The following is a 19715-nucleotide window of genomic DNA, read 5'->3' as shown; positions in this document are numbered from 1 at the left end:
GCCGCCCCGGCCGTCGGTTGCAATGCGGAAAACTTCGCGAATTAAGAATTTCTCCACTAAAATTCTACATGATTTTACCGGCCGTCGGTGCTCACCGGCCTATCTGGAGTGCCGCGAATGGCTGAAATCACGACATCCCCCCACCCCACCCCTGTCCGCGCCATGGCGTCCCGGCTTTCGCTTGCTGCCAGGCTGTATGCGATTTTTGCGCTGTTTGCGGTGCTGACCGCGGCCATCACCTTCCTGTCCGAGTACAACAGCCGCCGGAACGCAGAGCTCACGGAAGCCGTGGAGACGGCAAGCCGCGCGGCGCTGAATGTCGAACGGGTCAATTCGCTCGTCTATGCGGTGGTGATGGAATCCCGCGGCATCTACATGTCGACGGATCCAGCCGCGGTGAAGAAATACGGTGACGGGCTGCTCAAGTTCAACGAGCGCATCCTCGCCGTGGTCAAGAACTGGGAGCAGATCGTCCAGGCCGACGATGCCGAGCAGTTCGCCAATTTCAGGAAGCGCATCGAGCAGTTCGTCGATTTCCGCAAGGAGCTCGTGCGCCGCGGCATCGAGATCGGCGCCGCCGCGGGCCGCGAATGGGGCGACAACGACGCCAACCGCGACGTGCGCACGGCGCTGAACAAGGACCTGGAGGCGCTGTCGAAGGTCTATGCCGAACGCAGCAAGAAGTTGGCGCAGGAGACCGACGCCAACCGCATCATGGCCCTCGTCCTGACCGGCCTCGGCGGCCTGGCTCTGGTTCTCGTGGTGCTCGGCGTGCTGATCATCTCGCGCTCGGTCGCCCGCCCGCTCTCGGCGATCACCACCACGATCAGGCAGGTCGCGGACGGCGAGGAGAACGTCGCGGTTCCCCACACAAGGCGCGGCGACGAGATCGGGGCGCTGGCGCGCGCGATCGAGATCTTCCGGGAGGCGATGCAGCGCAACCGCAACCTCAATTCGCAGGTGCTGCAGGAATCGCAGGCACGCGACGAGCGCACCAGGCACATCGAAGCCTCGGTGGAAGCGTTCCGCGAGGCGATCGGCGCCGTGCTGCGCGCGGTCAACGACAACGCGGCCTCGATGCGCGATACGGCGCAGGCGATTGCCAGCGTCGCATCCGATGCCAGCGATCGCGCGGTGACGGCCGCCGGCGCCACCACGCAGGCCGCCGACAATGTCTCCGCCGTCGCCAGCGCCGCCGAAGAACTGTCGGCGTCGGTGCAGGAGATCGGCCGCCAGGTCCGCCAGTCCGCCGGCGCGGTCGAGCAGGCCGGCCAGCGCACCGACAGGTCGGTCGCCGAGATCGAAGGGCTTGCCGCCGCGACCCAGCGCATCGACGGCGTGCTCACGCTGATCCGGGCGATCGCCGAGCAGACCAACCTGCTCGCGCTCAACGCCACCATCGAGGCCGCGCGCGCCGGCGAGGCCGGCCGAGGCTTTGCGGTCGTCGCCCATGAGGTCAAGGCGCTGGCGGAACAGACGGCGAAAGCCACCGTCGAGATCGGCGAGAATATCGGCACAATCCAGGCCTCGACGCGCAATTCGGTCGAGGCGGTGCGCGAGATCGGCAATGCCGTGCGCGAGATCAACGCGGTGACATCGAATATCGCGGGCGCCGTCGGCGAGCAGGATGCCGCGACGCGCGAGATCTCGATCAATGCGCAGGCGGCCGCGCAAGGCAATGACACGCTGGTGGTCAATATCGGCTCGCTCAGCGAGGCCATGGGCAAGACATCCGTCGCCGCGGAATCCGTGCTTACCGCGTCCGGCGAGTTGACGGCGACGGCGGAGACGCTGTCGCGCGAGGTCGAGAAATTCTTCGGTAATTTGCGCGCCGATCCGGTTGAAGGCGCGCGCAGGAGTGCGTGATCAATCGATCCGCTGGGTCTGTTCGCCCACGATCCTCGGCAAGAGCAGTTGAACGCGCGTGCCGCTGCCCGCCTCGCTATCCAGCCTGATCCGCCCTCCCAGGCGTTCGGTCACGATGTTGTGGACGATGTGCAGGCCAAGGCCGGTCGCGCCTTCGTGGCGGCGGGTCGTGAAGAAGGGATCGAAGGCCCGACGCCTGGTCTCGGCGCTCATCCCTGAACCGTTGTCGGCAAACATCACCTCGACATGATCGGACCCTGCGGCGCGCACGGTCAGATCGACGGCGCCTCCGCGGCCGTCCGGAAACGCATGCGCGATGACATTGAACGCCAGATTGGTCAGAACCTGCCCATAAGGGCCGGGATAGCTGTTCATCCGAAGGTTTGGCTCGCACCGTGCATTCAACGTGATACCGCGCTCCTGAAACTCGGGACGCAGGTTCAGGAGGATCCGTCCGGTCAATTCGCCAACATCGAACTCGCGCCGCTCGGATTGATCGTCGTCGGCTGCGACCTGCTTGAACGCGCTCACCAGTTCGGCCGCGCGATTGAGGTTTGTCACAAGCTGGTTCGACGCATCCTTGATCGCGTCGACGAACTCGGTCAACGTCGAGCGCCTGAGACCGCCGCGCGCGGCCTCGGCTGCAAAGCGCTCGGTCCTGCGCTGAAGTGAGGAGGCAACCGTCAGGCTGATGCCGACGGGATTGTTGACTTCATGGGCGACGCCCGCGACCATCCGGCCAAGCGCAGCAAGCTTCTCGGCTTCAACCAGCGAAGCCTGGGCCTCCCGCAGATTGCGCAGCGCAGCCTCGGCCGCGTCGCGGGCCTGGCGAAGCGCCTGCTCGTTGTGCTTCCGTTCGGTGATCTCCTCCGCCGCAACATTGATGGCGACGATCTGGCCGCTTGGCGCGCGCAACGGGTGCCAATACGTCATCCAGAAACGCTCACCGACCTGATCGGCCCGTTGACCGGCGACTTCGACACCGATCACCGGTTCGCCGGTCTCCATGATCGACCGCACGACCTGCTCGACCGAGTCGGCCAGCGCCGGCACGCAATCCCTGACGGAACGTCCGAGATGGTATTCGACGGACAATCCGCATATCTCGGTAAGACGTTGATTGATCTGCAGATACCGGCAGTCCGGTGACAGGCATGCAAGCCCGATCGGCGCTGTGTCGTAGACCAATTGCAGCGCCGGCTGCGGGAACAACATGACGGCCGCTGGTTCGCCCCCCGGCCTCGCATTTGCAGTATTCGACACCATGCCTCCCCTGCTGCCAAAGAGATCAACTCCCGCGGGCATGGACTCGTTCCCACCATCGGAACTGATTCAACGACCCTTCCGGGCTTGGTGGCTCGCTCCGGCGGTGCGCGGCGCGCAGGGGGTACTAGTGAGATGCGGACACGGGTGACCGCAACACGCACCGGAAGCCGACATGGCTCGTGGAGGCATCTACCGCCTCGGCATGCCGTGCGGCAGGACGATAGCGGCGGCTGTAGTTTGGCGCCGAGAGATGCGAGCCGCCCTTGAGCACCTTGCGCGGGATACGGGCCCGCGGGCGCGCGGGATCGTAGCTGGCCTCCTTGCGGCCGCCGACCGGATTGTGCAGAGCGCCGTGCTGCGCGTCGGCTTCGTGGCGCGCCGACCACCAGTCGGTCGTCCACTCCCAGACGTTGCCGATCATGTCGTGAATGCCGTAGCCGTTCGGCGGGAACGCCGTCACCGGCGAGGTTCGGTCATAGCCGTCCTCGCAGAGATTCTGGACCGGGAAATTGCCCTGCCAGGTATTGGCCATGTGGACGCCGCCGGGCATCAAGGCGTTGCCCCAGGCGTATTCCTCATCCTCGAGCCCGCCACGCGCGGCGAATTCCCACTCCGCTTCCGTCGGCAATTCCTTTCCGACCCATTTCGCGTAAGCCAATGCGTCGGCGTAAGTGATGTGCACCACCGGATGGCTGCCGAGCACGTTGATGTGGGTCTTGGGGCCGTATGGATGGCGCCAATTGGCGCCGGGCATGAACGTCCACCACTGGCTGGTATCGCGCAAATCGCGCACCCGCCGCGGCGCCGTGAAGACGAGCGAACCGGCCTGGCGCATGTCCGGCGGCGCGTCCGGATCGTTCGCGGGACCGGGCGGTATCTCGGCTGCGGTAATGTGGCCGGTGGCGAGCACGAACTCGCGGAACTGCCAATTGGTGATCGGTGTTCGGTCGATCCAGAAACCGTCGACCGTTACGCGATGCGATGGCGCTTCTTCGGGGTAATGATGGTCCGATCCCATCCGGAACGTGCCGCCGGGAATCCAGACCATGTCTTCGGTCCGCAGATCATCCGGCTGAAAGTTGCTGCACTCGGTCTCTGCCCGAAACATGGCGCCAGCCTTGCGCGGTGTCGCGCCCCTTCCGGTTCAAGCGCCGCCAGCCCAGCGGCAGCAACAGGTGAGCCCCTTTTCTTGTTTCTTGTCGTGAAGCGCAGGCTGCCGTGAGCGCAGTCGCTCCCGCCGCGCGTGATGCGGTCCAATCCGACCTGATCACGTGCCTGCTTTGGTTGTGGATCAAACGATAGACCAACTCGGCATGCCTGTGATGTGCAGATTGTGCCAATTTTCGGCAAGGTTGCTTACGGCCGTAATGCGAACCCACCGGACTCGACCGATCTTCCGCGATTGGTAAACGCGTTCGCGAGAATGCAGAGAAAATTGCTGCCGCACGAGCGCCATCGCGAAACCCGAATCGGCAGAACAAATCGGTGCCATGGTGTGGCAGGAACTTCTCCGTTTCCCGCTTGTTGTCGGGGCCGGCACTGCTCCACCGCGGGGGGAGCGAAGATGGCGCAACGCCTTTCGGTCAACATCAGCGACCTCGATGGCTTCGAAGGCATGCATCGGGGCGTCAAGGGCAGCCATGTCGATGTCATGCAGCTCGGACGCGGCAGGCTGCGCGGGACCCTGTCCCATGTCGGCATCGGAGATTTCTCGCTGAGCATCGGCTCATTCAATCTCGGCCTGCGCACGCAGCGTATTTCGACCGATGACAAGCTGATCGTTGGCATGCTGCTTGATGCTGAAGATCGCGTCACGCACTGGTCGTTCGACATGCGTCCGTCCGACGTCCTGGTGATCCCGCCGCTGGTCGAGCATGACGGGGTCTTCCACGGCGCATCCACCTATGCGGCGGTCCGGCTCGATCTCGCCGATCTCGGCTCCATCTTCGGCGGCGACGCGCGGCTCAGCGATCCCGCCCATTGGCTGCAAAAAAGTCACTATCGCACACACCGTGCGATCGGCATGGTCGCAGCCCGCCGCCTGCCCCAGATCATCTCAAGTCTCGCGCGGCACGAGGCGGTGCTTACCGATGATGCGGCCGAATTCTGGAAGCGCGCCATCATCGACTGCATGACGGGGACCATCGTCAATTCGCTGCCGCCGGACGAGGGCGGCTATCTACCATCGGCGATGAAGCTCGTTCGCCGCGTCGAGGACTATCTCGATACGGTGGGCCCGAGGCCGGTGCATATCTCCGAGATCTGCGCCGAATTCAGCCTGTCGCGGCGCGGACTTCATCGTGCCTTTCACGAGGTCTTCGGAGTAGGCCCGGTGACATTCCTGCGCCACAAGCGTCTTTGCGCCATCCATTCCATGCTCAGGGAAAGCGCGCCCGGACAGGTCACGGTCGGCGAAGTCGCGATGCAGCAGGGCTTCATCGAGCTCGGACGGTTCGCCCAATATTACCGAAACCTGTTCGGCGAGTACCCGTCCGAGACGCTGCGCGGCAAGCGCGCCGGCGGACTGCCGTCGTCCGTCGCCATATTTCGCTGAGCGGGTGACGGCGTCACTCCACCAGCAGCACGTCGACGGCGACGTTCAGCTTCTGCTTGCGCGAGCCGACGATGATGCCGTCGACCGGAGAGACGTCGGAGAAATCGCGGCCGACCGAGAGGATGATGTGATCGTTCTCGACCAGGAGATCGTTGGTCGGATCAAAGCCGATCCAGCCGAGGTCGGCGCCGCACCACACCGAGACCCAGGCGTGGGTCGCATCCGCCCCCTGCAAGCGCGGCTGTCCCGGCGGCGGGATGGTGCGCAAATAGCCGCTGATATAGGCTGCCGGCAGGCCGAGGCCACGGAGCCCTGCGATCATCACATGGGCAAAGTCCTGGCAGACGCCGTGGCGTTTCTCGAACACCTCCGTCAGCGGCGTCGAGATCACGGTGGCCTTGGAATCGTACCTGAAGTCGCTGCGGATGCGGCGCATCAAGTCGGCGGCACCGGCGAGGATGCCGCCTCCTTGCGGAAAGCTTGCGGACGCATAGGCCGTGAGCGGTCCGAGCACCGGCACCAGCGCGCTCGCAAAAACATAGCCGACCGGCGAGGATGGTCCGAGACTCGTCGCCTCGAACGCAACATCGCGCACGCTCTCCCAGGATGGGCTCGGCGCGGTGCGGCCGGGCGCATGGCGCGCGACCGAGACGCGCGAGCGCGAGTCGATGCGCAAGTTGCGATGCGCGGTCTCGATCAGGATGCTTTCGGTGTGCGTGCCGAAGAAGTCGCGCCGCGCCGTGCGCTCCGCAGGCCGCGGCCTGATCTCGACGCTGTGGGAAATCAGCTCCTGCCCGTTGCCGCTTTGCGGCTCCAGCCGCAGCGAGCATCGCGCGACATTCACCGGGCTTTCGTAGGAGTAGGTGGTGACGTGCCTGATATCGTAGATCACGCGAGGCCCGTCAGCTTCTCCGGCCGGCTCGCGTTGGGCCCGTGCGGGAAATAATGCAGCCCGATGGCGTCGGCGAGATTGAGCAGGTCCTGTTCCAGCGAGAACAGCGTCTTGATATCAAGTGTCGCCGCTTCCGCCGTCGCGAGCATGGCCTGCAGCGCGACCGCGAGCCGCTGCGGGCGCTCGATCATCCCGTATTGCTTCAGGCTCGGCAGCGCTGCGATGTGTTCGTTGAGGCTTTCGACCTGGAATGCGACCGAGCGCGGGTTGTAGGGGTCGAGCACGGCGAGATCGCGCACCGGCGCGAGGATCGGCGTCACCAGATAGCGCGAGCGATAGGTGATCTGGCAATCGACGAGCGTCAGCAGGATGTCGAGGTCTTCGTCGCCAGCCTCGTCATAGGCGAACTGCCGTGCGAAGCGGGTGGTGTTGATGGCGCGCTCGGCGCGGCGGCCCATCTCGAGGAAGCGCCAGCCCGCGGCGCGGTTCATGTTCTCCTGCGCAAGGCCCGCAAAGCTCGCCAGTTCCTGCAGCGTCAGCTCGGCCGCGCTGATGACGCCGTCGTCATCCTCGACTTCCTCGCCGAGCCGGTCCACCATCTCGGTGATGACCTGCCAGGCGTCCGGCGACAGGCGTTCGCGCAGCGAGGTGGCGGTGCGCTGCGCGGCGCGCACCAGCGACAGCGCCGAGCCGAACCGCTCCTCGCTCTGCAAGGCTTCGGCGACGACCTTGGCCGGGTTCGCTCGCGCCGTCTGCGAGCTCGCGCCCCAGGCCACCAGCATGCGCTGGATGCGCTCGACTGAATGAATGTTGGACGGGCCGGTCGAGCTCGCCTTGTTCGAGTCGCGCATCGGCGAGCCGAGCGCGCGGATCAATCGCAGCGTCGCTTCGGCGCGTTCGAGATAGCGGCCGAGCCAGAACAGATTGTCGGCGGCACGGCTCGGCAACACGCCGGCGATGCGGCGGATGCGCACGGTATCGCCGGCGGGCAACAGGCTCGCGGTCGAGACCGCTTTTTCCGACACCACCCAGACATCCGCGGCGCGCGCGCCGTCACCCATCGACACCGCACGGGCATCCGCCTGTTCGGCGATCCGGCAGAAGCCGCCGGGCAGGATCGTCCAGCCGCTCGGCGTGGCCGCAGCAAAGACGCGAAGTACGAAGGGACGCGGCGTGAGCTGGCCGTTCTCCCACACCGGCGTGGTCGACAGCCGCACCAGTTCCTGGCCGACAAAATCGATACCGCGCTCGGCGATGGCGCTCTTCAGCCGTTCGCGTTCGCTCGGCGACAATTCGCTCGCGAGCACGGGGCCATGGCTCGCAAAACCCGGGACACCCCGGCCATAGGCGCTTTCGATCGCGAAATCATCGAGCCGCGACAGCACCTGTTCGCGCGCGGCCTTCTGGCCGCACCACCAGGTCGCGATATGCGGCATTTCCAGTTCTTCGCCGAGCAGGCGGCGGCAGAGGCTCGGCAGGAAACCGAGCAGCGCCCGTGACTCGAGCACGCCCGAACCCGGCATGTTGGCGACGACGACACCGCCCTTGCGCAACACTTCGATCAAACCGGGCACGCCGAGATGCGAGGAGGCGTTGAGCTCGAGCGGATCGAGCCAGTTGGAATCGACCCGGCGCAGCAGCACGTCGAGCCGCTTCAGCCCGGCAACGGTGCGGATGTGGACTCGGTCGCCGCTGACGGCGAGATCGTCGCCCTCGACCAGCAGGAAGCCGAGATAGCGCGCCAGCGTCGCGTGCTCGAAATAGGTCTCGTTGAACGAGCCGGGCGTCAGCAGACCGATGCGCGGCTCGTCGCGGTCGGCGCTGGCGCGCAGCGCGTCCCGGAACGCTTCGAAGAACGGCGCAACGCGTTCGACATTCATCGACTTGTAGAGGCCCGCAAAGGCGCGCGAGAGCACCAGGCGGTTTTCCAGCGCGTAACCCGCGCCGGACGGCGCCTGCGTACGGTCGCCGAGCACCCACCAGCGGCCGTCCGGCCCGCGGCCGACATCGGCGGCATAGAGGTGGAGGTAGCGCCCGCCCGGCGGCTTGATGCCGCTGACGGCGCGCAGATATTCGCTGCTGCCCGCAATCGCGGCGGCCGGGATCGCGCCGTCCGCGAGCAGGCGACCCTCGCCATAGATGTCGCGCAGGACCATCTCGAGCAGTTGCGCCCGCTGCGTGATGCCGGAAACCAACTGCTGCCAGTCGGGCTCATCGATGATCAGCGGCAGGTGGCTCAGCGGCCACAGCCGGTCGGACGTTTCGCCGGGCGCACGATAGGTGACGCCGGCGTCGCGCAGATGCCGGTCGGCGGCGGCGAAGCGGCGCTCGATCTCGGCTGGCGACAGCGCAGCGAAGGCATCGAAGAAGCGGGTCCAGACCGGCCGCGGCGTGCCGTCCGGGCCAATATATTCATCGGGAATGCCGGGCAGCCGCGCATAGTCGCGCGACCACTGCGCCATGCGGCGCTGGCCCGGGCGGGCCCTGTTCTCCTGATTGTTGCCGACCGATCCGGTCATTCCCGACGCTCCTGTTGCAATCAATGCAGGAGCGGCGTCCGCAAGTCGAGGGTCAGCGGGAATTCAATTGTGCGTTCTTCCGGCGGCGGCTCGATCCTGCCGGGGGTGTGGCCGTGGTCCTGGAAGCGGGCCAGCCGCCGCGCCTCGGCCTCGTAGGAATTGACCGGCTTGGTCTCGTAGCTGCGGCCGCCGGGATGGGCGACATGGTAGACGCAGCCGCCGAGCGAGCGGCCGTTCCAGGTGTCGATCAGGTCAAAGGTCAGCGGTGCATGCACCGGGATGGTCGGATGCAGGCCGGAAGCCGGCTGCCAGGCCTTGAAGCGGACGCCCGCGACCGCCTCCCCCGAACGGCCGGTCCCTGTCGTCGGCATCCGCCTGCCGTTGCAGGTGACGACGTGACGGCCCTCGACAAAGCCCGATGCCTTGACCTGCAGCCGCTCGACCGAGGAATCGACATAGCGGACGGTGCCGCCAGCAGATCCCTCCTCGCCCAGCACGTGCCATGGCTCGAGCGCTTGCCGCAGTTCCAGCGCGACACCGCCATGGTGGACCCGGCCGAACATCGGGAAGCGGAATTCGAGCTGTGCTGTGTACCATTCCGGTGAGAAATCGTAGCCGGATTGCCCGAGGTCGGCGAGCACGTCCAAAAAATCTTCCCAGAGGAAATGCGGCAGCATGAAGCGATCATGCAGCGTGGTGCCCCAACGTACGAATTTGCCCTGCTGCGGCTCGCGCCAGAGTTTTGCGATCAGCGCGCGGATCAGGAGCTGCTGCGCCAGCGACATCCTGGGATCGGGCGGCATTTCGAGCGCGCGGAATTCGACCAGGCCGAGCCGGCCGGTCGGGCCATCGGGCGAATACAGCTTGTCGATGCAGATCTCGGCGCGGTGGGTATTGCCGGTGATGTCGACCAGGATGTGCCGGAACAGCCGGTCCGCCAGCCATAGCGGCGCCTCGACGCCCGCCGGCGGCACGTGGGCGAGCGCGATCTCGAGTTCATAGAGCCCGTCATGCCGCGCCTCGTCGATGCGCGGCGCCTGGCTGGTCGGGCCGATGAACATGCCGGAGAACAGATAGGATAGCGATGGATGCCGCTGCCAATACAGCACGAGGCTCTTCAACAAATCAGGACGCCGCAGGAACGGCGAGTCCTGCGGGTTGCTGCCACCCACGACGACGTGATTGCCGCCGCCCGTGCCAGTGTGGCGGCCATCGATCAGGAAACGGTTGGCGCCGAGCCGCACTTTCGCGGCGTCCTCATAGAGGCCGAAAGTGATATCGACCGCCTCGCGCCAGCTTTGCGCCGGCTGGATGTTGATCTCGATCACGCCGGGATCGGGCGTGACCTTGATGACCTCGATGCGTGGGTCGAACGGCGGCGCATAGCCCTCGACATGCACCGGCATCTGCAATTCTTCGGCTGTCGCCTCGATCGCCGCCACCAGTTCGAGATAGTCGTCCACCTTCTCGACCGGTGGCATGAAGGCGCACAACGTGCCGTCGCGGATTTCGATCGACATCGCCGTGCGCACCGGCGGCGGCTCCGGGAGGTCCTGGAGCAGGCGCTTCAATTCCTCGTCGAAATCCGGCAAGGCGTCGCGCGGCGCCATCGGATCGGTCTCGATGATGTAGGGATAATCCTCCGGCGCCACGTATTCGAGCGAGGAGATCGGCAGCCGCAGGCCGAGCGGGGAATCGCCCGGCGACAGGAACAGATGGCTGCGCCGGATCTTCCAGTGCTCGCTGCGCCAACGGACGCGCGCGCCGGCGAGAGGACTGAAACGCTGGATCGGCAGCACATATCCTTTTGGTGTCGTCAGTCCCTGATCGAACACCCGTGCCAGGCGCGAGCGCTCTTCCGGATCGGATAGTTTCGAATTTTCGGGACTGACATTGGCGGGGAGCGCGGCTTCGCGCTGAATCCAAAACGCGGGATCCTCGAAGGCCGGCATCACGTAGTCGGCGGCAAGCCCGAGCTTCTGCGCCATGGTCTCCGCGAAGCGCTGAGCGTCCTTGATCTCGGCCTTGCGTGGATTCTCGATCGTCGCGATCAGATCGGCGTTCTTCCAGATCGGCCCGCCGTCCTTGCGCCAGAAGAGGCCGAAGGCCCAGCGCGGCAGGCTCTCGCCCGGATACCATTTGCCCTGGCCATAATGCAGCAAGCCGCCAGGCGCGAAACGATCGCGAAGGCGGCGGATGAGATCATCGGCAAGGGCGCGCTTGGTCGGACCGACCGCGGCGATATTCCATTCCGGCGCTTCGAGATCGTCGACCGAGACGAAGGTCGGCTCGCCGCCCATGGTCAGCCGCACGTCTTCGGTCTTCAAGTCGGCATCGACCTGTTCGCCGAGCGCGTCGAGCCGCGCCCAGGATTCATCCGAGAACGGCTTTGTGATCCGCGGCGCCTCGCGGATGCGCTTGACGCTCATCTCGAAGGCGAAGTCGACGTTTGCAAAACCGGCGGTGCCGGAGATCGGCGCGGCCGAGCGGTAATGCGGCGTGGCTGCAACGGGGATGTGCCCCTCGCCCGTCAGCATGCCCGAGGTGACGTCGAAGCCGATCCACCCCGCACCGGGCAGATAGACTTCGGCCCAGGCATGCAGATCGGTGAAGTCGTTCTCGACCTCGCGGGGGCCCTCGACCGGATCGATATCGGGACGAAGCTGGACCAGATAGCCGGAGACGAAGCGTGCAGCAAAACCGAGATGGCGCAGAATCTGGATCAACAGCCATGCCGAGTCACGGCAGGAGCCCGCGCCGGCGGCAAGCGTCTGCTCCGGCGTCTGCACGCCGGGCTCCATGCGGATGACGTAGCGGATTTTCTCGCGCAGCTTTGCGTTGAGGTCGACAAGGAAATTGACGGTGCTGTCGGCCTCGCGCGGAATCTCTTTCAGATAGTCGTCGAGCAGCGGCCCGGGCTCGATCGTTGCGAGATGGGGCGCGAGCTCGTTCTTGAGATCGCTGGTGTATTGGAACGGATAGGAGGTGGCGTAGGACTCGACGAAAAAGTCGAACGGATTGATCACGGTCATCTGCGCCGTGAAATCGACCTCGATCTTGAGTTCGGTCGCCTTCTCCGGAAACACCAGCCGCGCGAGCCAATTGCCTTGCGGATCCTGCTGCCAGTTGACGAAGTGATTGGCTGGCGTGACCTTGAGCGAGTAGCTCAGGATCGGCGTGCGCGTGTGCGGCGCCGGACGCAGGCGAATGGTCTGGGGCCCGAGGTCGATCGGCCGGTCGTACTTGTAATGCGTGACGTGATGCAGTGCGACGAAGATCGACACGGATGACGGACTCCAGCAGCTTTTTTAAGCAGAACACTGGTTCCGGCCGACAGCAAGCACTAACAACGGGCACGGGTGCCTATGAGGCGGGCTTGAGGTCCTTACAGACGCCGTCATTGCGAGGAGCGTAAGCGACGAAGCAATCCATCCCTCCGCTCGCTGCGCGATGGATTGCTTCGCTCCGCTCGCAATGACGGCTGTGGCAACCGCCTGCGATCGCCCTCTCACATCGTCGCGCCCAGCACCCACGGCGCGAATTCGGCGCCGCCGAAATCGAAGCTCTCGCTCTTGGTCGGCTGGCCGGATGCCGTCTTCAGCATCAAGTCAAAGATACGTTGGCCGCATTCCTGCACGCTCTCCTCGCCATCGAGGATGGTGCCGCAATTGACGTCCATGTCGTCTTCCATGCGCTTGTACATGGGCGTGTTGGTGGCGAGCTTGATCGAGGGTGCGGGCTTGCAGCCGAACACGCTGCCGCGGCCGGTGGTGAAGCAGACCAGATTAGCGCCCCCCGCGACCTGCCCCGTCGCGGCAACGGGATCGTAGCCGGGCGTGTCCATGAACACGAAACCCCGCTTGGTCACCGGCTCCGCGTAGTGCAGGACGTCAACGAGATTGGTGCTGCCCGCCTTCGCCATCGCGCCGAGGGACTTCTCGAGGATCGTGGTGAGGCCGCCGGCCTTGTTGCCGGGGCTGGGATTGGCGTTCATCTCGGCGCCTTCGCGCTGCGTATATTCTTCCCACCAGCGCATCAGGCCGACCAGCTTCTCGCCGACCTCGCGGCTGACGGCGCGACGTGTCAGCAGATGCTCGGCGCCATAGGTCTCCGGAGTCTCGGATAAGATCACGGTGCCGCCGTGCCGCACGAGGAGATCGCTGGCTGCACCAAGCGCCGGGTTGGCGGAAACGCCGGAATAGCCGTCGGAGCCGCCGCACTGCAGCGCCACCGTCAGTTCGCTCGCGGCGACCTTCTCGCGCTTGACCTTGTTGGCATCTGCCAGTGCCTCACGCACGAAGGCGACGCCGGCTTCCACGGTCTTGCGGGTGCCGCCGACTTCCTGGATGTCCATCGCGCGCAGCCGGCCGGCGAGCTTCTGCTCCTGCATCAGGCCGCCGATCTGGTTCACTTCGCAACCGAGGCCGAGCACGATCACGGCGGAGAAATTCGCATGCCGCGCGTAACCGCCGAGCGTGCGGCGAAGCAGCGCCAAGGGCTCATCCTGCGTCATGCCGCAACCGGTCTTGTGGGTGAGTGCGACCACGCCATCGACATTCGGGAAATCGGCCAGCGGATTGTCGCCGGTGAACGGATTCTTCTTGAAGACGTCGGCGACGAGGCTAGCCACATGGGCGCTGCAATTCACCGAGGTGAGGATGCCGATATAGTTGCGCGTCGCGACCCGTCCGTCGGGACGGCGGATGCCGTCGAAGGTCGCCGGCAGATCGAAATTCGGCACCGGCTTGACATCGACGCCGTAAGCATAGTCCTTGGCGAAATCGCCCATGCCGCAATTCTGGGTGTGCACATGCTGGCCCGGCGTGATCGGCGCCGTGGCAAAACCGATGATCTGGCCATAGCGCTTGATCGGCTCACCCTCCGCGATCGGCCTGATCGCGACCTTGTGGCCCGCCGGAATGCGGTCGACGGTGGTGACGCCGCTCGCGACCTCAAGCCCCGGCGGCAGGCTCGCGCGCGCGATCAGCACGCTGTCCTCGGGATGCAGGCAGATCACGGGTGCTGTGGCCATGGGATTCTCCTTTGGAGGCGAATAGCTGGAGAAGCGAATAGCGAATGGCGAGTAGCGAATAGGGTCGCTGATCCCGCCTTGCTAATCCCTATTCGCCACTCCCTACTCGCTATTCGCCATTTCGCTATTCGCGTCTTCTCACGCTTTTCCGCCGGACTCCTTGCGGGTCTGGTTCACCTGCATCTTGGCGTAGGTCATCATCAATCCGCTCTCGTTCGAGAGCGTGACGAGTTTGAAGCCCATATTGATGGCGCGCACCGCGCCTTCGGCGCCGCTGCAATGGATGCCGGGATTGAGACCACGCTTGCCGCATTCTTTCACGATCTTTTCGTAGATCTTGAGGATCTCCGGCTCGTCGCGGTCGAGCTTCGGCACCAGGCCGTAGGAAAAGCCGAGATCGGATGGACCGATATAGACGCCGTCGATGCCCTCGACATCGAGGATCGCTTCCATATTCTCGACCGCGGTCCGGGTTTCCATCATCGGCAGCAGCACGATCTCGTCGTTCGCGGTCTGCTGATAGGTGCCGGCCGAGCCATACATGCCGGAGCGGATCGGGCCGTTCGAGCGCGTGCCCTTCGGCGGATACTTGGCATAGGAGACGAGGTTCTTGGCTTCCTGGGGCGTGTTGACCATCGGGCAGATCACGCCATAGGCGCCGCCGTCGAGTACCTTGCCGATGATGCCAGGCTCATTCCAGGGCACGCGCACCATCGGCGTCACCGGGTGGGCATTCATCGCCTGGAAACACTGCACCATCGAGAGATAGTCCTGCACACCGTGCTGCATGTCGACGGTGACGCTGTCGAAGCCGCATTGCGCGATCACTTCGGCCGAAAAGCCGGACGGGATCGCCAGCCACGCGTTCACAACCGCTTTGCCCGACGCCCAGACTTGTTTGACCTTGTTATTTGCCACTTTGCTTTCCTTCCCTTTTTCTCACCGTCATGGCCATGCCGTCATTGCGAGGAGCGATAGCGACGAAGCAATCCGTACTTCAGCAAGCGGCGCTACGGATTGCTTCGCTCCGCTCGCAATGACGGAGTTAGCTCGTTGCCCGCTGGATGCTGACTTCGCTGACGCCGACTTCGCGCGCGGTGTTCACTATCGCCGCCCAGGTGTCGTCAGGCAAGGGGATGCCGTTCCTGGTGCGCTCGGCACGGGTCTTTCTTTCAGGGTCGCCAGGAATCAGCACTTTGTCGGTGCCGGCAATCGGCTTGGTGTCGCGGATGAAGTCCACGTAGCGCGAGATTTCGCCGTCGAAGAAATTGGCGGGATCGACCACCTTGGGATCGACGTAGAAGGCCAGCATGCCATTGGCGAAACGCCGGTCCGGCGCAGTCGCGCCCGTCCCCGTCAGTGCGCCGCCGAGCAGTTCGCAGATGAACGCCAGGCCCGAGCCCTTGTGCTCGCCGAACGCACGGATCGCGCCCGTGCCCTTGGTGTGATCGCGCGGTCCATCCGGGGTGTACGGTCCGTACAGCACGTGCGGATCCTCGCTCAGGCTGCCGTCGGAATCGACCAGCGCGCCAACCGGCAGTTTCTTGCCGCCGCGGCTTGCGACCAGGACCTTGCCCTCGGCGACGATCGAAGTGGCGAAATCGAGCACGATCGGGTCCTGGCCCTGGCGCGGAATGCCGACGCAATAGGGCGCGGTCGACAGCCGCTTCTCGACGCCGCCGAACGGCGCAACCAGAAGCGAGCCGGCGGCATTGACGAAATGCACCGACACCAGCCCTTCGGCGGCGGCCATCTCCGCCCAATCGCCGACGCGACCGATATGGCCGGCGTTGCGCAGCGCAACCGCGGCAAGTCCGGCCTTCTTGCACTTCTCGATGCCGATCTTGACGGCGACCGGCGCGACCGTCTGCCCGTAACCGAACTTACCGTCGACGACGGCCAGTGACGGCGTATCGACCACGACCTCGGCAGTCTGGTTGGGGACCACCGAGCCCATCTTCTTCCAGCGGATATAGACGGGCACGCGGATCACGCCGTGGCTGTCGTGCCCGGTGAGATTGGCGGTGGTCAAATATGTTGCAATGCGACGGGCTTCTTCGGGCGAAGATTCGGCGTGGGAAAAGACTTCGGCAACAAAATTGATGAGATTATCGACCTTGATCGTCACCATGGACATGTCACTCGCTTCGTTGGTTGGAGCACGATCCTTGCGGAAAACCGCTACCTCCGGATCATGCTTCTTAAGCGCTGGCCTTGGCGTGACCGCCGAGATAGGCCGCGGCGATGGCCTCATTGCCCCATAATTCGTCGGGCTTGCCGCCAAGCACGATCCGCCCCGTTTCCAGGACGAAGCCGTGATCGGCGACTGAAAGTCCCATGCGCGCATTTTGCTCGACAAGCAAGACCGTGGTGTCTTTCCTGATCTGCGAAATAATGCGGAACACCGCCTGCACGATGACGGGCGCAAGTCCGAGCGACGGCTCGTCCAGCAAGAGCAGCCGCGGCTTCGCCATCAAGCCGCGGGCGACGGCGACCATCTGCAACTGGCCGCCGGACAGCGTCCAGCCCAGCGCATCGGCGAAGGCGCGGATGTCCGGGAACAGGTCGAACATCGCATCTGCCTCGCGCGAGATCTGCGCCGACGAGGCCTTCCGGTTCGACGCGCCGAGCATGATGTTTTCCTTGACCGTGAGGCCCGGGAAGACCCGCCTGCCCTCCGGCACATGCGAGATGCCGAGGCGGACGATCGCTTCCGGCCCGAGGCCGGCGATCGACTCGCCGTCGAACAGGATTTCGCCGGAGGCGGGCTTGGCGAGTCCGGAGATCGCGCGAAGCGTGGTGGATTTGCCGGCGCCGTTGGCGCCGAGCAGGGGTCACCACCTGCCCCGCCTCGACGGCGATGGTGACGCCGCGCAGCGCTTCGATCTCGCCGTAGCGGACCACGAGATTGCGGATTTCGAGCAGCGGCATCATTCGCTCCCGAGATAGGCGGAGACGACATCGGGATGGCGCAGCACCGCCATGGACTCGCCGTCCGCGATGCGGCGACCAAAATTGAGCACGGTGATGTGCTGGGCGGCTTCGGAGACCAGCGTCATGTCGTGATCGATGATCAGGATGGTGAGGCCCTGGGCTGCGATGCGCTTGAGCAGCTCATGCAGTTCGAGCTTCTCGGTCGAGTTCAACCCGGCAGCCGGCTCGTCGAGCAACAGGAGCGTTGGATTGGCGGCGAGCGCGCGCGCAATCTCGATCAGGCGCTGGTGGCCGTAGGAGAAACTCGAGATCAGCTCGTTGGCGCGGTTGCCGAGGCCGACGAAGTTCAGCGCTTCCATCGCCCGTTCGGTCAGCGCGTCCTCGCCCTTCCCGATCATGGTGTTGCCGGGCCGTTCGGCACCGATCTCGACATTCTCGAGCGCCGTCATCGAACGGAACAGGCGGATGTTCTGGAACGTGCGCCCGAGGCCCGCAGCCGTGCGCTGATGCGGCGGCATGTGGGTGATGTCGGTGCCGTCGAGCACGATCCTGCCCGATGTCGCCTCGTAGAGGCCGGAGAGCACGTTCAGCGTCGTGGTCTTGCCGGAGCCGTTCGGCCCGATCAGCGCGTGGACACCGCCGCGCTTCACCGCGATGTCGACGCCATCGACCGCTTTCAGGCCGCCGAAATGTTTCGACAGGCCGGTGACCTCGAGCACGAACTCGCCGCCGACGGTCGCGGGCTTCAGCTCCAAGGGAGCTGCCGCAGGCGGCGCCTTGGTGTGCGCGCGCCAGCGGATGAAGGCATCGGAGACGAAGCCCCAGATGCCGTCAGGCATGAAGCGGATGATCAGGATCACGAACAGGCCGTAGATGGCCAGATAGAGCCCGGGCACGCTCTTGAGAAAGCGCAGCCATTCCGGGATCAGGATCAACAGCCCGGTGCCGATCGCCGAGCCGATCGGCGAGGCGACGCCGCCGAGCAGCGACATGGTCAGGAATACGATCGATTCCGCAAACGAGAATTGATCGGGGCTGACATAGGCGAAGCCGCCGGCAAACAGGCCGCCCGCCAACCCGCCAAGCAGCGCACAGAGCGCGAAGGCGTAGATCTTGGTGCGAAACACGTCGATGCCGTTGACACCGGCCGCGAGCTCGTTGTCGCGCACCGCCCGCATCGCACGGCCGAGCTTGGTGTCGGAGAGATGCCAGACCAAATAGCCGACGATCGCGAGCATGGCGACGCAGAAGGCGAGATAGCCCTGCGAGGTCTGGAACAGCTCGGGACGGCGGATATTGGAGACGCCGTCGGGTCCGTGCGTCAGCCAGATCGCGTTGATCATGACAAGCGTGACGATCTGCTGGAACGAGATCGTGACCATCGCGAGATAATGGCCGCCGAGCCGCAGGGTCGACATGCCCAGGAACGCGCCGGCAACCAGCGCGATCACGCAGCCGCCGATAAGGCACAGCCAGAAGCTGAGATGCAGATCGGTCGTGCCGAGGCCGACCGCATAGGCGCCGAGCCCGAAGAACGCCGCCTGCGCCAGATTGATCTGGCCGCAGAGGCCGAGCACGACCGACAGGCCAAATACGGCGATCGAGAACGTCGTCGCCTGCAAGAGGATGTTGAGGATATAGCCGTCGAACCGCAATCCCGCGGCAAGCGCCACCAGGATCGCCGCGCCGATGAAGAAGGGCAAATGACGGATCAGGAGCGGCTTCGAATGGACGGCAGGTGTCGGGATCGACATGTTGTCGCTGGGGGCGCTCATGCTTTCTCCGCCACACGTTCGCCGAAGATGCCCTGCGGCCGGAAGATCAGGAAGGCGACCAGAACCAGGAAGGCGAAGCCGTCCTTGTAGGGAACCGAGATGTAGGCCGCGCCAAAGGTCTCGATCACGCCGAGCGCGAGTCCGCCGATGATGGCGCCGGCGACATCGCCGAAGCCGCCGATGATGGTGGCGGCGAACGCCTTCAGCGCGATGGTCGAGCCCATCTGGATCGAGACGAACAGCACCGGTGCGACCAGGATGCCCGCGAGACCGCCGAGCACGGCGGAATAGATGAAGGTGATCATGATCATGGTGGAGACGGAAATGCCGAGCAGCGAGGCCATTTCCTTGTCCTGCGAGGTCGCCTGCAGCTTCTTGCCGAGCAGCGTCTTCTCGAAGAACCAGTAGTTGAAGAACACGAGCGCTATCGTCACCGCGATGATCAGGAGATACTGGCTGTCGAGATAGACAGGGCCGAGCTGAATGCCGGGCGTATCGAACCATCCCTGCAGCACCTGCGGCTGCGGGCCGTAGATCGCCAGCACCGAATTCGACAGCAGGATCGAGGCGCCGATGGTGGCGATGATGACAGGCAGGAACGTGCGGTGGCGCAGCGGATAATAGACGCCGAGATTGAAGATGACGCCGAGCAGCGCCATGCCGCCAAGCGCGATCAGGAACGACAGCCAGTAGGGCCAGCCGAGATCGACGGAGAACACCACCATCAGATAGGCGGCGACCATGGAGAACTCGCCTTGGGCGAAATTCACCACATTGGTGGCGCGGAAGATCAGCACGAAACCAAGCGCGACCAGCGCGTAGACGGCGCCGATGCCGATGCCGGTAAACAGCAGTTGAAGGACGAGATCCATGACAA

General features: G+C 64.9%; 12 protein-coding genes and 1 pseudogene. 2 read left to right on the top strand and 11 right to left on the bottom strand.

What is annotated here, in order from left to right; all coding sequences use genetic code 11:
* Nucleotides 1-117 precede the first annotated feature (117 nt).
* Nucleotides 118-1866: a methyl-accepting chemotaxis protein gene (locus tag ACVJGD_RS44660; protein WP_456640036.1), complete on the top strand. Its 1749-nt coding sequence runs from the start codon at nt 118-120 to the stop codon at nt 1864-1866.
* Here the strand turns inward: ACVJGD_RS44660 and ACVJGD_RS44655 are convergent, their stop codons facing one another.
* Together ACVJGD_RS44655 and ACVJGD_RS44650 are read right to left on the bottom strand one after the other, a co-directional pair.
* On the bottom strand, nt 1867-3081 hold the full coding sequence (locus tag ACVJGD_RS44655; RefSeq protein WP_456640035.1) for a sensor histidine kinase: 1215 nt from the start codon (nt 3079-3081) through the stop codon (nt 1867-1869).
* A gap of 175 nt (nt 3082-3256) precedes the next feature.
* On the bottom strand, nt 3257-4240 hold the full coding sequence (locus tag ACVJGD_RS44650; RefSeq protein WP_456640034.1) for a formylglycine-generating enzyme family protein: 984 nt from the start codon (nt 4238-4240) through the stop codon (nt 3257-3259).
* A 456-nt stretch (nt 4241-4696) separates the two neighbouring features.
* Between ACVJGD_RS44650 and ACVJGD_RS44645 the strand changes: the two genes are divergently transcribed.
* Complete coding sequence (locus tag ACVJGD_RS44645; protein WP_456640033.1) at nt 4697-5686, top strand: helix-turn-helix domain-containing protein; 990 nt, start codon at nt 4697-4699, stop codon at nt 5684-5686.
* 13 nt (nt 5687-5699) lie between these two features.
* Here ACVJGD_RS44645 and ACVJGD_RS44640 read toward each other — a convergent pair whose 3' ends face one another.
* From ACVJGD_RS44640 to ACVJGD_RS44600, 9 genes and pseudogenes are all read right to left on the bottom strand, one after another.
* The gene (locus ACVJGD_RS44640; RefSeq protein WP_456640032.1) at nt 5700-6578 is read right to left on the bottom strand and encodes a transglutaminase family protein; all 879 of its coding nucleotides are present in this window, start codon (nt 6576-6578) and stop codon (nt 5700-5702) included.
* The gene (locus ACVJGD_RS44635; RefSeq protein ID WP_456640031.1) at nt 6575-9097 is read right to left on the bottom strand and encodes a circularly permuted type 2 ATP-grasp protein; all 2523 of its coding nucleotides are present in this window, start codon (nt 9095-9097) and stop codon (nt 6575-6577) included. The genes ACVJGD_RS44640 and ACVJGD_RS44635 overlap by 4 nt, the downstream gene beginning before the upstream one ends.
* A gap of 20 nt (nt 9098-9117) precedes the next feature.
* Nucleotides 9118-12381: a transglutaminase family protein gene (locus ACVJGD_RS44630; RefSeq protein ID WP_456640030.1), complete on the bottom strand. Its 3264-nt coding sequence runs from the start codon at nt 12379-12381 to the stop codon at nt 9118-9120.
* Between the two features lie 224 nt (nt 12382-12605).
* Nucleotides 12606-14129, bottom strand: a complete 1524-nt coding sequence (locus ACVJGD_RS44625; RefSeq protein WP_456640029.1) for a UxaA family hydrolase — start codon at nt 14127-14129, stop codon at nt 12606-12608.
* 138 nt (nt 14130-14267) lie between these two features.
* A complete protein-coding gene (locus ACVJGD_RS44620; protein ID WP_456640028.1) occupies nt 14268-15047 on the bottom strand; it encodes an HpcH/HpaI aldolase family protein in 780 nt (259 codons plus the stop codon).
* A 127-nt stretch (nt 15048-15174) separates the two neighbouring features.
* Nucleotides 15175-16260 (bottom strand): malate/lactate/ureidoglycolate dehydrogenase, encoded by a 1086-nt coding sequence (locus ACVJGD_RS44615; protein ID WP_456640582.1) that lies wholly within the window; start codon nt 16258-16260, stop codon nt 15175-15177.
* 70 nt (nt 16261-16330) lie between these two features.
* Nucleotides 16331-17060: pseudogene (locus ACVJGD_RS44610) on the bottom strand (ABC transporter ATP-binding protein).
* A complete protein-coding gene (locus ACVJGD_RS44605; RefSeq protein ID WP_456640027.1) occupies nt 17060-18838 on the bottom strand; it encodes a branched-chain amino acid ABC transporter ATP-binding protein/permease in 1779 nt (592 codons plus the stop codon). The pseudogene ACVJGD_RS44610 and the gene ACVJGD_RS44605 overlap by 1 nt, the downstream one beginning before the upstream one ends.
* Nucleotides 18835-19710: a branched-chain amino acid ABC transporter permease gene (locus ACVJGD_RS44600; protein ID WP_130224354.1), complete on the bottom strand. Its 876-nt coding sequence runs from the start codon at nt 19708-19710 to the stop codon at nt 18835-18837. The genes ACVJGD_RS44605 and ACVJGD_RS44600 overlap by 4 nt, the downstream gene beginning before the upstream one ends.
* Between the last annotated feature and the right edge of the window lie 5 nt (nt 19711-19715).

This window comes from Bradyrhizobium sp. USDA 10063, assembly GCF_054063735.1.
This window is presented reverse-complemented; position numbering and strand designations above follow the sequence as displayed.

Excerpts from the sequence above, each read along its gene's own strand:
- ACVJGD_RS44605 (WP_456640027.1), bottom strand. The coding sequence starts at position 18,838 with ATGAGCGCCCCCAGCGACAACATGTCGATCCCGACACCTGCCGTCCAT.
- ACVJGD_RS44615 (WP_456640582.1), bottom strand. The coding sequence starts at position 16,260 with ATGGTGACGATCAAGGTCGATAATCTCATCAATTTTGTTGCCGAAGTC.
- ACVJGD_RS44660 (WP_456640036.1), top strand. The coding sequence starts at position 118 with ATGGCTGAAATCACGACATCCCCCCACCCCACCCCTGTCCGCGCCATG.
- ACVJGD_RS44655 (WP_456640035.1), bottom strand. The coding sequence starts at position 3,081 with ATGTTGTTCCCGCAGCCGGCGCTGCAATTGGTCTACGACACAGCGCCG.
- ACVJGD_RS44650 (WP_456640034.1), bottom strand. The coding sequence starts at position 4,240 with ATGTTTCGGGCAGAGACCGAGTGCAGCAACTTTCAGCCGGATGATCTG.
- ACVJGD_RS44635 (WP_456640031.1), bottom strand. The coding sequence starts at position 9,097 with ATGACCGGATCGGTCGGCAACAATCAGGAGAACAGGGCCCGCCCGGGC.
- ACVJGD_RS44625 (WP_456640029.1), bottom strand. The coding sequence starts at position 14,129 with ATGGCCACAGCACCCGTGATCTGCCTGCATCCCGAGGACAGCGTGCTG.
- ACVJGD_RS44600 (WP_130224354.1), bottom strand. The coding sequence starts at position 19,710 with ATGGATCTCGTCCTTCAACTGCTGTTTACCGGCATCGGCATCGGCGCC.
- ACVJGD_RS44645 (WP_456640033.1), top strand. The coding sequence starts at position 4,697 with ATGGCGCAACGCCTTTCGGTCAACATCAGCGACCTCGATGGCTTCGAA.